Here is a 13,116-nt window from a genome sequence, read left to right on the forward strand (position 1 = left end):
TCCCATAATTCATCCGGCAAGCGCCATCCGTCGTCCTGCTTGACCATGCCCATGATGTCCTCCATCAAAAACACTGGCTTGGACAAGCATTACTTCAATTCTTATCCCTACTGGAATAGGCTCTAAGAGGCACTCCCAGTTTAGTGCTTCGATCAAATGAAAATACGTGCTCACGCGGGTTTTCCTCGCAGCGCCCGACAATCCTTCTTGGAAATTCTGGCTCCCCTTTGTCCAGTTTCACCATCCACCCACAGATTGGACACTTCGTGGAGTAGCGATTGACATGGATAGTGCCTGGCACATCCGGATTATTTGATCGATTTATTTCGATAGTCGCCCCAGTCTCTTTCCAGGCAATTGTCCAGTCCGGTGCAACAATAATTCGATCATCGAATAGTTTCCATACTGCTGCGCCGTGCCTGTAGGCCAGACCGGAAACAAAAAAGCCCATTATCAGCATCACTAGCTCTTGACCACCGAGCGGCCCTTTTTTGTTCCAAAGGACCAGCAATATTGCCGCGATATAAATTAACACCATCGTGAGATAAACCAGTTGCCACGTTATAAAGCTGTAACGTTTGGCTGCAGTCCACCTCATCCCCTCCTGGAAGAATAACCGTCCTGCAAAAGACAACTGGAGCGCGAGATCCTTTGTATAAGTGATCGCCTCCGGCGTCGAATCCATTTCCGATTCAAATGGCGTGATCGCGGACTCTTCCTTGGATATTTCCTCTGCCTCTATCCAATAGAAAGCTGGCTTCCCTTCCATTTTTCTTAATATAGGGTAGACGTTCAGCCCTGCATCCCTGCAACGTGCGATTACATTTTCTTTGATGGCCGGATACCACTTTTCCTCTATCTCTTTCCATAGCGGACTTACCCACGCTGATGCGTCGCGGTTGGGATTTGTACCAACATCCAAATGGATCTGCTTCGTGGGTATTTTGGGGCCAGCCCGATCCTCCGAGGCTCCCGCGATTGTCTTTTCTGCAAGGTAGGCCATCACCTTAAAGGCATTTTGCTGCTTCTTGTCGGGTGGTATGGAGTCAAGGAGGATGCGGGCAACCGCCGCCATCTCATCTGCTTTCTCATTACCGTTCACAGCTTCCCGATCCGCGGTTTGTACGTTTGACTCGACCATCATTTGACCCTCAACTGCTCCTCAACTGACTACTGAGACACCGGCCGCAAGCCTAACTTGGCGCCATCCCCCAACCGGAGCCAAGAAATGTCCCAAAAGAAACAACCTGAGCATGGTATTCGATTCGCATTGCATCTTCCAACGCAAAGGATGGTGAGCCCAGCCGAAGTTAAAAAAGGCCTGACCTGCGATTGTGTCTGTGTCGCCTGTGGGTCACGCCTAGTGGCGCGAAAGGGTGAAATACGCATCGCTCACTTCGCCCATCATCAAGATTCCAACTGTCCTCATGCAGTTGAAGCGGCGATTCACTGGATGGCAAAACAAATTATTGCTGAAAGAGGGAGCATTTTTGTCCCGCACCGCGTCCGAACAAAATTGGTTCACGGTAAGCGCAATGTATGGGAGGAAGCGATCTCCGTTGAGGTACAGCAGGAGGGCGTGGTCGAGGTCGAAGATTGCCGAGTCGAGAAAAACGTGGTCGGAAACTCACCTGCAGACCGCTTTCGTCGACCTGACTTGATCGCAAAACTGAACGGCATTCCGCTCGCCATAGAGATATGGAATACACATGCTGTTGATTTCGAAAAGGAGAAATGGCTTGAGCAGCATGGCTTTTCCGTTCTCGAGATCAATGTCAGCGATCTTGCAGATCTGTCCACTGACGCCTACAGGGCAGCGCTGGAACAACGCTTATTTTCCCAATCGGGGAAGGCTAAGTGGCTTGTGCACATGGGGGATAAAGAAGCCGGAGAGCGACTGAATGTCCGCGAACAGGAATTACGTATTGAGAAACAACCAGAGGAAGAGCGTTTGCTTGCCCTATTGGAAGCACGAGAGGCCTCCAGAAAACGCCAGGAGGAAGAATGGGCAAAGGAAGTAAAGGAACGCGAGGAAGCCCAAAAAAGAGAAGCGGAGCTGCGAGAACAGGAGCGCGACATCGAGGAATTCAATTTCCCTATAAGCAATTGTGTCGTTCGTATAGGGAGAAATGATTCGCGTGTGACGCTGAAAGCGCATGGCTACCCAACAAAAAACGTCTGCCTTCGCATTTCAGCGTTGGCAAAGAAACATGGCGGAAGATATCTACGGAATATATGCCGCTGGGATTTTTATGGATGCAAGGAGACTAAGACCTCATTCGACACGCTCCATATGCATGTACTTGGGCTGACTAAGCCGGATTTTTATGTCATCTTGAAGCTTGCCGCTTCACAGATAATTAAAGCCCCCATCCCCATTCGACCAGCGGCCTCGGTAATGTTGCCCGTTGCACCGGCTTTGCCACAATACTTTGACGATCCGGCATTACAGGAACTCTTTGACGAGCGGGCGGGCATGCTTGAGTTCGAGAGCGGAGTAACCCGAGAGGAAGCGGAGCGGCAGTCTCTCGAATATGTGCGGTCTATCGCACAATCAAGAACAGGCACATCGCGTGGAGAAGTGCTGCATGCCGTACAGCAGCAGATCGCGCCGCCGAGTGTTGCGAAATGCTGCGACATAGCCGTAGCGGAAACAAACGACGATGCGGTTATTCAAGAACCCGTTGTCTGCGACTTTGCGTTTGCGTGACTCGGCCAGTGTATTGCATTCTTGGCGATGCCGACTATATTATGGCTTCGATATAATTTTTATAACAGTATGGCGACGGCGCATTTCGTCCATGGCGCAGCCTCCACCTAAATCGGCAAAGACATGGACACTCTCGGATCTCACCCACGCCGCCCCTTTCTTCTCGGTGCTTACCTGATTTACGCGCCGCATATCTTTGCGGCGCGTAAGGCGCACGAAATCCTTACCGCCGCTCCACCGCACAGTCCCTCCGGTTCGTTAAGGCTCGATTCCGGCGAAACGGTGGAATGGGTCTATCTGAACAGTCCTCCTACAGCCTAAATCGTTCGCCATTCAAGCGTGCCGACACCGGCATTTGCCTTCAGTTTCCCTGTGCGCCATTTCCACTCATCCGGCGAACGTGACTTCTCACGATGGCCATCTTGTTCTCAAGGAGATGGAAATGACTCAAGCAGCACACAAGGCATCGATGCGGCACCTGTACCTGTACACCTACCTGCTTCTTGACGAGGTCAAGCGGGCGGGCAGACCGATCCGCATCGAGTGGGGCAACCTCACGACCGCTTCCATCGGTCCCGATCCGTTAAACGACAAGGGACTGGTGATGAAGCTCAGTAACATGGCAGCCACCGGCACGGAGGAGGATGCAATCCTGCTGCGCGCGCTGGTGGCCCATGAAATCCTCTGCCACGGTAACAACACGGACTTCGACGTGAAGCTGCCTGCGGGTCTTGCCGGAAGACTGGCGAACCCGCTGGAAGACGCACGCGGTGAACTGTTGGCCGCAAAGTCGTATGGCGGCTCGAAGAAGGTCATCCGGGAAGGCATCGAGATCCTCACGCAACGAGGCATCTTTACCGGCCCAGGCGACGATCCGTCGGCGCTGCATCCTGCGGAAATCCTCTTTAGCTGGCTGGTCACGGAGCTTCGTTCGGAGCTGCTTGGCCAGAACTGCCTGGAGGAGTTTTCAGTGGCGTACCGCGAGTTGGCGATCAAGACTTTCGGCACCAAGCTGACCGCGCGGGTGAAAGCCGAAGCGTTGAACGCCGCCTACGCGGCTGATACGCAAGGTGCCGCGGATGCGGCGCAGCGCATCGTCGAACTGCTGGAACTGACCGCCAAGGAGCCGCCCCCGCCGCCACCGCAACCCGGTGATGGACAGGACGACCCCGACGATCAGGACAGCAACCCGTCGCCAGACGAACCGGGCAACCAAGGAGATCACGATCAAGCCGATAGTCAGGGGAATCCCGACGATCAACGAGACGATGACCAACAAGGGGATACGGACGATCCAAGCGGTCAAGGCAACCAGGGAAATACGGACGACCAAGGCAGCCAGGACGATCAAGGAAGCGCAAGCAACCATGACGACCAGGATGACCGAGACGCGTCTGGCAGTTCAGGCGGCCAAGGTCATTCCGACGATGGGGATGCTGCAGGAGGGGACGCTACAGGCGGCAACGCAGGTGGACAAGGTACCGATGACTCCGCCGGCGCCACTGGCACCGATGGAGACACTGCGGGATCTGGCGCAGCAGGCTTCGAGCCGTCTTACGACGACTTGCAGCAGGCGATCGCTGATGTCCTCGCTTCTACCGATTCCGACGCCGGCAATTATGGCAAGGGGCTGGAAGAAGTTCTGTGCGAAGGCAACGAGGCCATGCAACATGCCTCGGGTGGCAGCCATACCAGTGAAATGCGGGAAGTCGAGCCGCCAAGCATCACCAGGCCTCCGGAGCATCGGGCCCAGTTGCGCAGCGGTGCACGATCGACCGCGGCCACGCTGGCGCTGAAGATGGAGGAGCTGCTCGAATCGCATTCCATGGTGGCGCGATCCACGTCTACCGAAGGGCGGCTGCGGCCGAACAAGGTGGCGCGAGTGGCAACCGGCGACTTGCGGGTATTCCAAAAGAAGACCCGCAGCGAGGAGCTCGATACGTGTCTGTACTTCCTCAACGACGAATCCGCAAGCATGGGAGAGACGTTCGGGGATATCACGCGACGGGAAGCCGCTGGCCGGGTGGCTGTCGCAGCCGGCGAGGTATGCGATAACGCCAACATCCCGTTCGGGCTGGCCAGCTATAGCACCTCGGTGCGGGAATGGCAGGAAATGGACGGCGACTGGGCGAAAACCCTGAACCAGTTCGTTCCTTCTTCCCGGGATTGCACCAATACCCACCTGGCAGTGGTCTGGGCGCTCAAGCGCCTCATGGAACGTAAGGAAAGCCGGAAAATCCTCTGTGTCACCACAGATGGCGATCCGGGCGACCTGCAAGTCCTCGAGGCGGCAATCCAGGAAGCGAAACGGTTCGGCGTGGAAGTGCGCTTTGTCTTGATCGACAGAGAGTACGAACGTCACTACCGAGGCCTATCCGCCGCTTTTGGCGTGGCAAGTAATCCGCGCCAGTTGGCCGAAGCAGTTTTCGGCGCACTGGAAGCGGCATTTGCTTAACTTGCAACTCACCCTCTCATCTTCAAGATGAGGGGGTTTTTCTTTGGAAGAAGGCAAAAAGTGATGAGTCGCGAACGCTACGCAGTTACCGGCAACTTCAATTTGCACCATTGAGAAGTTTCTGAGAAGAATGCAACAATGGCGAAATTAGCAACAGGAGAAGACGAATGACTTGGATGGGGCCGACTTACGGCATGTGGGCAGACAGCGTGGACTCGATGAAGGAGTTTGCCCAGGCAGCGCGGGAGAACAAAGAGTCTGCCGAGCAGTGGCGCGAGTACGCCAAGAACTTGGAAGCGGCACTAAATGAAGTAGGTAATAAGTTTTTGCGTACAAAGGACATGTATATCGAGGCGGCTGGAAGAGAAAAGGCACAGGCAGTCCTCAAGGAAGCCGCACTGAAAGAAATTGAACGGTTAGATCCGTCCAACAAGCTCCTTGACCCGACTTTCCGCAAGACGATCTTCGATAGGGAGAAAGAAGAACTCGTAAAAGAGCTGAAGCAAGAACGCTAATCGCACGCACTGGCGCCTACCTGTGCGCGGCAATGCACCGATCTGCATCAGGTCGCGGACCGGTGCCGAGGCGTGTAATATCAAGCAGCCCGAGGGACCGATTAGCACCATGCGTTGAAGTAGTGGCTGTTCCTACCCCATGTGGCCTACGAAAGCACATGGAAATGGGAAACGATGCGGCGACGCCTCCTTCTCTAAAAAAGCCTACGTACAAGAGATTAAAATGGACTACATACTTCTTTCCGTAGTGGCCGTTATAGGAATTGGTGGCGGGTTGATTCTGCTGTACCAAGTAAGAAAAGGCCGTCATAAAAATTAAACGCGGTTGTCCCTGACCCGCACGGAATCTCGAATCGTACAGACCCACCCGGAACTTTCGCCGGGTGGGTTTTTTTATCGTCGTTGCCCCTTTCCTCTCCACTCCTGCGCACGCAAGCAGTCAATTTCAGCCTTCCACGCCTTCTAGCCGCATGCGCCATGCAGTAGGGGATGCCTTACTTGCAACCTTTCCTTTCCAGTGAAGGGCTTTGCCCCTATCACCGCTTCGGCCGCATCCCAGTATTCCAGTCCCCTCCCTGTGTATTCGAACACACATGCCGCATCTTGCCTAAAAATATTTATACATACGCTTTGTATTACAGGTATATGTAAGGTATGATGCGAGCCATCCAATAATATTGCTCGGCAGAAATGAACTCCTTCTTCAGAAAGACCACCGCATCTCTCCTGGTAGCAGCCACTCTCGGCGGTTGTTCGACGTTTCCGCGGCAACCGATGGAGCCGTCCGTTCCCACCAAGGACACGGCAAAACTGAAGACCGTCGTGGACCAGGACGACACGAACACGATGGATCTGGAGGCGGGATTCAATTCTGAGGATGTGTTCATGCTGCGCCCGGTGGAAGAGGAGGGCGTGGTACCGAATCGTCAGGTCAAGTCGGTGCACGTCACCGAGTCGGGCGTCTACGATGCGCTGATGCTCATCGCCCGGGATGCCGGTCTGTCGCTGAATATCGAGGGCGGCCCGAAAACCGCTGAGCGCTTTGGCGCTGCCGCCGTTTACGACTTGAAGGGCTCGCTGAAGGATGTGCTGGAGTCGCTGTCCGAGTCGATGGGCATCTTCTACAGCGTGCGCAACAACACGTTGTTCCTGCAACAGGAGCAGCAATACATCGTTGAATTGCCGCCGGCACTGTCCGAAGACAATGCGGCCGGTCTGGCGAACACGCTGCAGCACCTCGGCGCGCGCGACCCCTATATCGACCGCCTGAATCGTTCGCTGGTCTTCCGCACGAACCGCAAGTCGCTGGCCCGCATCGAAAGCTATCTGCAAAAGGTCCGCGACAACCGTGCGCTGATCGTCTATTCCATCGACATTTTTCAGGTGGACCTGAAAGACAACAGCAACGTCGGCATTTCGTGGAACAAGCTGGCCTACAACAGCAAAGGCCTGCCGACGTATTCGACGTCCCAGAACGGCGGGAACGCTGCCACCACACTCGGCAGCACGAGCACTGGCACGGGCAATGGCACCGGAACCAGTTCCGCTGTGAGCACCGCATCGGCCGCGGTAGGCACCACGGTGGCGGCGACGGCGAACGCCTTGGGCATGAACCTGATCCTGTCCTCCAGCCGCCTGACCGTCGACAGCCTGATCGACTTCCTGCAGACCCAAGGCAACGTGAAGGCGATCTCCCGTCCGCGCCTCTCGGTCATTACCGGGACCAAGGGCTCGTTGCGCGTCGGCCAATCCACGACCATCGTCAGCAAGGTCGGCACGAACTATTCGACCAACGTTGCGCAGGCCACGACCGAAACCCGCGACATCCGTACGGGCCTCGATCTCGCCGTCCATGCCGACTACAGCGACAACACCGTCTATACCAACCTGAAGATGAGCCTGTCCGAGATCGTCCGGTACAACAAGTTCACGGCGCTTGGGATTGACCTGGTGCTGCCGGATGCGGCCGACCGGGACATCGAAAACGTCATCCGCTCGCGTCCCGGCGACCTGGTCCTGTTGGGCGGCATCACGACCGAACACGAAACCCGCGATGACGTGCGCGGCATCTCGCAGAACACCACCGGCAAGGAAGTGATCCGCTCCGAGCTCGTTCTCGCGCTGCGCACCAAAGTTGTGTTCTTCAAAGGGAAGAAGGACTCAGCAAGCCGCCCACTGGCGATGAACACCTCCGTCCAGCAACCCATCGCCGGCGGCCAGTGAGCAGGCGCTGCATTCGCTACCAGAAAGAAAAGAACATGAATTTCGCAACGAAACATCGCGTCTCAGCGGCGCTTTCGCTCCTGGCCGGTCTGACCGTGCTGGGCATGGCTGCCCCGAGCTACGCGCAAGTACAGATTCCGAATCCCCTGATGCGGCCGCAGCCGCCCAAGCTGACTCCGGTCAGCGATCCGCACAATCTCAACAGCCCCTTGCCGCAAGGGTCGGCTCCGGCGCCCGCGCCGACTGCCTCCTCCCCCGCGAACGTCCCGCCGCCGGTCAGCTCGTCCGACTTCCTGCGCACGGCGCCGGCGAGCAGCGGCGAGAGCAAGCCGGATGCGACGGTCACCGAACTGCGCCAGCGCTTTGATGGCTATTACGTTTCTGCGACGGTCGGCGATCAGGCCGTACTGCGCCGCGCCGCCACCGTCGCCGCTGCCGCGCCGCAAGCCAGCGCCGCTCCCAGCATCAGTGCGATGCCGCCACGCCCAAGCCAGTCAGCCCTCGGCACGGTCGGCAGGGCGGAAAGCATGGTCGTCCGGGACGGCGAACCCATCGAATTCCTCGGCTCTTCCGTCACGCTGGTGCCAAAGGTAAATGGCGGCCGCGTCTCGCTCTACTACTACAGCGACGCCGCGACGAATAAGAAAAAGCGCTCCCCGTCGGCCCAGGTGGTCTTCCTCGGCCAAGTGGAATCGCAAGCGCCCGCCACGACGGCGCAGATCGTCCTCGAAAAGCCCGATCCCGGCTTCAAGGCATCGATTTCTCCGGAAATCAAAGGCATGACAAACGGTAGCACCACGAACGGCTCCCTTAGCCCGGCGATGAACGGCGTGCCGGGCCCGATCGCAATGCCCGCTTACTAGGACACGGCCATGAACCATTCTGAACAGCTCATGTTGGCCCGGCGCGGGATCGGCGAAGCGTCGGTGCGCGGACAGGCCCTGATCGACGCCGGACTCATCTCGCCGTCGCAACTGGATATCTGCCTGCGCCAGCAAGCGTACTGGAGCGAGCAGGGGCGCACGCTCTTCATCGAAGAAATCCTGGTGCGCAACCGGTTCGTGTCCAAGAACGCGATCGTGAAAGTCAACGCCGACACCGATGGCGGCGCGACGAGCAGCCTGTTCCAGAAGATTCTTCCTGTTCAGGTATGCAAGCAGTATCAGATCTATCCGCTTCGGGTCACGAACGAGACGCTGGAAATGCGCTCGGCGACCCCGCTGACGGAGCGCCAGATCGCCTCCATCCTGCAAGCATGCGAAGTCAAGGTCAGCGGCGTCAAAATCATCCCGACCGACCGTTTCGACGTCTACGAGACGCTCAACCGGCTCTCGAGCGGCGAACACTCATTCCCGACGATGCTGGCTCGCCTGAAGGTCGAAGCGATCAACGGCGTACTGCTGCGCCAGGCCTACCAGTCCATGCTGATCGAAGCGATCGACATGCGCGCCTCCGACATCCATCTGGACCGCAAGCCCGATCCGGAAGCATGGATCAGCCACCGCATCGACGGCACGCTGGAGCAGACCCATCTGGTGCCGGCGTCGCTCATGTCGGCGCTGTTCATGCGCCTAAAGACCGAGGCGAACATGGACGCCTCCGACGACCGCCGCGCGCAGGATGGCCGGCTCAGCATTGAGGTGCGCGGACGCCTCATCGATTTCCGCGTCGCCACCCAGCCGGTTGTCGGCGGCGAGACCATGACGCTGCGCGTGCTGGACCCGGATGCGCTGATCACGCTGGACGAACTGTTCCCGAACCAGCCGGACATGGCGCAGCTCTTCCGCAACATCTCTCGTGTCGAAGGCAAGAGCGGCGGCCTGATCCTGTTCTCCGGCCCCACCGGCTCGGGAAAGACGACCTCGCTTTACGCGCTGGCGCAGGAATTCCCGCGTGACGAGGCCAATATCCTCACCGTCGAGCAGCCGGTTGAATATGTGCTGCCGTTCACGCGCCAGATCCAGCTCAATGCGCATCTGAAGGAACAGGCACTCGATGTGGAGCGTTCGATGCTCCGCCAGGACCCGGACGTGCTGATTCTGGGCGAGATCCGCGACAGCGACACGATGATGGCCGCGTTGCAGTTCGCCCAATCCGGCCACCTGGTGCTGGCCACCATCCACGCCAATAACCCGGCTGAGACGTTCGAGCGCGTCACCAATTTCGCCGAAGGCTCTTCCAAGGCCAGCGCGCTGTACATGCTGGCCAACAACCTGCGCGTCGTGGTGAGCCAGCATCTCGTGAAAACCCTGTGCACCTGCGCCAGCGCGGTGGACGCGGCCGACGACATCGCCGATATCGCGAGCAAAGCGGCATACCGGCAGGTTCACTTGCGCCAGACGAATCTGCTGCGCCGTGCAAAGGGTTGCCCGCGCTGCCGCCATACCGGCTATTACGGCCGCGTCGCGTCCCACGAAACTCTGATCATCGCGACCGATTCGCAGACCCGCGCCGACCTGACCGCGCTGGTTTTCGACTCCGGCAAGGCGTATTCCCGCCTCAAGGAAATCTCGGGCGTCACGATCAAGTCCCGCGAAGAGTCGCTCGCCCGCCTGCAGGAAACCGGCGTCATCGATCTGGCGACCACGCTCAAAGGCGCGGCCAAGGAGCTGCTCTGATGTTCAATTCGCTGCGCAGCTATCACGTCGACTATCTGCTGAAGTCGAAAGCGGATGCCAACGCGGTGGAGGACCGCATGGCGCCGGGCCATTTCCGTCATCGTGCGCTGATCGTCGGCGAGAGCGAGGAAGAAGTGGTTTCCGTGGTGCGCCGGCAGGGCGGGATTCCGGTCAATGTGGAAATGGTGCGCAACCGCTTCAAGTTCTTCAAGCGTGTCTCCGCAGAGTACAAGAAGCAGTTCCTGATGGCGATCCATTTCAACTGCGCGTCCATGTCGGCGGCGCGCGCACTGGAAGCCGTCATTGAATCGGATACGTCCAGCACCCGCGCCCAGTTGAACAGCGCGCTGGCGATCATCAAGCGCGGCGGCGGCTTCATCGAGGCACTGGTCAGCCTGAACTTCTTCAATGAATCGACCCTCGCGATCCTGGAAGCGGGAGAGCGGACCGGCACGCTCACCGAGGCGCTGCACACCGCAGTGGAACACCTTGACGCCCGCGCCGTGAACAACAAGCTGATGACCGGCATGGCGTCGATGGCTGGCCTCGAGATCTTCATGGCGATGAGCACCGTGGTCAGTAATCGGTACGTGATGCTGCCGATGATGCTGGACAACATGCCGGTGGACGCCACGCCGGCGAAGACCCAGGAAATTCTGGACGCCATCCACAGCGCGATGCTCTTCAGCGACGTGATGATGTGGGGAACGCTCGGCCTGTTCTTTGTCGTCATCATGGCCGTTTACGCCTATTTCGACCGGGATCAGGCGTTCCGCACATGGGTCGACGACAAGGTGATGAGCGTGCCGGTGCTGAGCCAGGCCATCCTGCATTCCGCCGTCGCCAATTCCTTCCGGGTCGCGGCCTCGCTGGTCAAGGGCGGCGTCCACCTGAATGCCGCGATCGCCATCGCCGAGAAGAGCACGCGGGTGCCGGGCGTCATGCGCTACTGGGCACAGGCGCGGGTGCGTTCGGAGAACGGCGACTCGGTGGCCGCGATGCTTTCGCAGTCGATGCTCGACAACTCCGACCGGCTGCTGGTCGGGGCGCATACCGACCGCGCGCAGCTGGCGACATCGTTCGCAACCATTGCGGAGCGCCGCAGCTACATGGCGAGCAAGGCCTCCAAGCGCTTCGGCATGGTGTCGTTCTTCGCCACCGCCGTCTATCTGACCGTGGCCGTTCTCGGCTCGATTTATGTGATCTGGATTCAGAACGAATCGCTTCTGTCTGGACTGAAAGGCTAACCATGATCAACCCGACTTCCCTGGCGCCGGTCTACTCGGCCATGATTGCCGGCCGCGTCGTGAACCATTCCGGCGATGTCGACAAGTCGATTTTCTTCATTGCCCGCGAGGTGCTCCATACTGACAAGATTCACACCCTTGTTTCGGTCGATGCGAAAGCCAATCAGGCTTACTACTTTGCGGTGCCTTCTACGGCGCTGTCGCAGACCGGTTCCTTCGAGACCCCGCTGGCGGCCGCGTTCCCGGCGCATCCCGAGCATGCGGGCGACGGTGCCTACTATCTGGAGCGGGAAACGTTCGCCTGCGCCGTCATCAAGGATGGCGAGTCGTTCCAGTGTCTCACCAACAAAAGTGATGTGCTGCTGAACCACCTGCGCGACCTGGACCTGTCCATTCACCGGGTCGATGGCGCCGCGCCGTGGCGACTGGAATCCGCGGTAGGGCGCTACCGTCGCTTCGCCGACGGCTTTTCGGAAAAGACGATCAAGCTGGCGGCCTCGGTGACTGCCGTCGCGGCGGTTGTCGGATTCGCAGCCATGCTGGCGCACAGCGTCATGTCCTCCCACCTGAAAAACACCAGCGCCAAGGCGACCGAGCAGCTCAACGCCATCGTCATGCGCATCGAGCACGCGTCCCCCCTGTCGCAGCAACTGGCGCAGTTCCAGAAGGTTTCCTCGACGGTCGTGCGCGCCGGCGGCTGGATCGATGCCTACCAGTTGAAGGGCAACGCCGAGACGTTTTCGGTCAGCCTGCCCGAATGGGTCACGCAGGACTACATCAAGGCGCTCGGCCAAGGCACCCGAGCCGACAAGGATGCGAAGAACAACGTCATACGGGTAGAAAAATGAACAACTCACTGCTGAAGTGGAAATCGCTCGCCACGAAGCTTTCCTCGTCCGCTCGCTACGTCAGCGTCGCGACCCCGAGCGTCGTTGCCGTCGCGCTGCTTTCCTCGTGGTTTGCGTTCCACCAGGTGCAGCAGGTGCTGGACGACACGTCGAAGACGGTTGCGGCCAGAAACGATATCGCTGCCACCCAGGCCGCGACGGTAAAGAAGATGCCGCTGACAGCAGCTGGCTATGAGGAGGCACGCCGCCTAGTGGGAGAAGGCAATCCGGGCGTCGTAGTCAGCCTGAACAAGGACAAGTCCGCGCTCACCGTCTCGGTGTCCGATCCCGCGCTGATGCCGGAGTGGCTTTACCTCATCTCCACCATGCAGGCGTACCAGCCCGGCCTGATGTGGCAAGCCGAAACCATTTGCCTGAAGAAGTGCGAGGGCGGGGAAGCCGCCTTCGCCGAGCTGAAGGCATACACCCAACAGGTCGTGATCCAGTAACCCAACAGCACC

The 13,116-nt window shown here is 58.5% G+C and carries 10 protein-coding genes; 9 read left to right on the plus strand and 1 reads right to left on the minus strand.

From position 1 onward, the window contains the following. Positions 1-94 precede the first annotated feature (94 nt). The gene (locus JJB74_RS30150) at positions 95-1,144 is read right to left on the minus strand and encodes a hypothetical protein (protein ID WP_200598267.1); all 1,050 of its coding nucleotides are present in this window, start codon (positions 1,142-1,144) and stop codon (positions 95-97) included. An 84-nt stretch (positions 1,145-1,228) separates the two neighbouring features. Between JJB74_RS30150 and JJB74_RS30155 the strand changes: the two genes are divergently transcribed. The 9 genes from JJB74_RS30155 to JJB74_RS30195 all read left to right on the plus strand — a co-directional run bounded on the left by JJB74_RS30155 (position 1,229) and on the right by JJB74_RS30195 (position 13,104). Further along, complete coding sequence (locus JJB74_RS30155) at positions 1,229-2,710, plus strand: competence protein CoiA family protein (protein ID WP_200598268.1); 1,482 nt, start codon at positions 1,229-1,231, stop codon at positions 2,708-2,710. A gap of 442 nt (positions 2,711-3,152) precedes the next feature. Then, complete coding sequence (locus JJB74_RS30160; protein ID WP_200598269.1) at positions 3,153-5,165, plus strand: VWA domain-containing protein; 2,013 nt, start codon at positions 3,153-3,155, stop codon at positions 5,163-5,165. Positions 5,166-5,332: 167 nt separating this feature from the next. Continuing rightward, positions 5,333-5,680, plus strand: a complete 348-nt coding sequence (locus JJB74_RS30165; protein WP_200598270.1) for a hypothetical protein — start codon at positions 5,333-5,335, stop codon at positions 5,678-5,680. A 774-nt stretch (positions 5,681-6,454) separates the two neighbouring features. Then, complete coding sequence (locus tag JJB74_RS30170; protein WP_200598271.1) at positions 6,455-7,903, plus strand: type II secretion system protein GspD; 1,449 nt, start codon at positions 6,455-6,457, stop codon at positions 7,901-7,903. 35 nt (positions 7,904-7,938) lie between these two features. Continuing rightward, a complete protein-coding gene (locus JJB74_RS30175) occupies positions 7,939-8,766 on the plus strand; it encodes a hypothetical protein (RefSeq protein WP_200598272.1) in 828 nt (275 codons plus the stop codon). Positions 8,767-8,775: 9 nt separating this feature from the next. After that, positions 8,776-10,521 (plus strand): GspE/PulE family protein, encoded by a 1,746-nt coding sequence (locus JJB74_RS30180; RefSeq protein WP_200598273.1) that lies wholly within the window; start codon positions 8,776-8,778, stop codon positions 10,519-10,521. Then, entirely contained in the window at positions 10,521-11,768 is a 1,248-nt protein-coding gene (locus tag JJB74_RS30185) for a type II secretion system F family protein (RefSeq protein WP_200598274.1), read from the plus strand. The genes JJB74_RS30180 and JJB74_RS30185 overlap by 1 nt, the downstream gene beginning before the upstream one ends. 2 nt (positions 11,769-11,770) lie before the next feature. Then, on the plus strand, positions 11,771-12,616 hold the full coding sequence (locus tag JJB74_RS30190) for a hypothetical protein (RefSeq protein WP_200598275.1): 846 nt from the start codon (positions 11,771-11,773) through the stop codon (positions 12,614-12,616). After that, positions 12,613-13,104 (plus strand): hypothetical protein, encoded by a 492-nt coding sequence (locus tag JJB74_RS30195; RefSeq protein WP_200598276.1) that lies wholly within the window; start codon positions 12,613-12,615, stop codon positions 13,102-13,104. The genes JJB74_RS30190 and JJB74_RS30195 overlap by 4 nt, the downstream gene beginning before the upstream one ends. The last annotated feature ends 12 nt before the right edge of the window (positions 13,105-13,116 follow it).

The sequence above is a fragment of the Noviherbaspirillum pedocola genome (assembly GCF_016632335.1).
Lineage (GTDB): Bacteria > Pseudomonadota > Gammaproteobacteria > Burkholderiales > Burkholderiaceae_D > Noviherbaspirillum_A > Noviherbaspirillum_A pedocola.

What these genes read in the sequence shown, in the direction of transcription:
- JJB74_RS30185 (WP_200598274.1), top strand. Translation starts at nt 10,521, where the DNA reads ATGTTCAATTCGCTGCGCAGCTATCACGTCGACTATCTGCTGAAGTCG.
- JJB74_RS30150 (WP_200598267.1), bottom strand. Translation starts at nt 1,144, where the DNA reads ATGATGGTCGAGTCAAACGTACAAACCGCGGATCGGGAAGCTGTGAAC.
- JJB74_RS30160 (WP_200598269.1), top strand. Translation starts at nt 3,153, where the DNA reads ATGACTCAAGCAGCACACAAGGCATCGATGCGGCACCTGTACCTGTAC.
- JJB74_RS30190 (WP_200598275.1), top strand. Translation starts at nt 11,771, where the DNA reads ATGATCAACCCGACTTCCCTGGCGCCGGTCTACTCGGCCATGATTGCC.
- JJB74_RS30195 (WP_200598276.1), top strand. Translation starts at nt 12,613, where the DNA reads ATGAACAACTCACTGCTGAAGTGGAAATCGCTCGCCACGAAGCTTTCC.
- JJB74_RS30180 (WP_200598273.1), top strand. Translation starts at nt 8,776, where the DNA reads ATGAACCATTCTGAACAGCTCATGTTGGCCCGGCGCGGGATCGGCGAA.
- JJB74_RS30155 (WP_200598268.1), top strand. Translation starts at nt 1,229, where the DNA reads ATGTCCCAAAAGAAACAACCTGAGCATGGTATTCGATTCGCATTGCAT.
- JJB74_RS30175 (WP_200598272.1), top strand. Translation starts at nt 7,939, where the DNA reads ATGAATTTCGCAACGAAACATCGCGTCTCAGCGGCGCTTTCGCTCCTG.
- JJB74_RS30170 (WP_200598271.1), top strand. Translation starts at nt 6,455, where the DNA reads ATGGAGCCGTCCGTTCCCACCAAGGACACGGCAAAACTGAAGACCGTC.
- JJB74_RS30165 (WP_200598270.1), top strand. Translation starts at nt 5,333, where the DNA reads ATGACTTGGATGGGGCCGACTTACGGCATGTGGGCAGACAGCGTGGAC.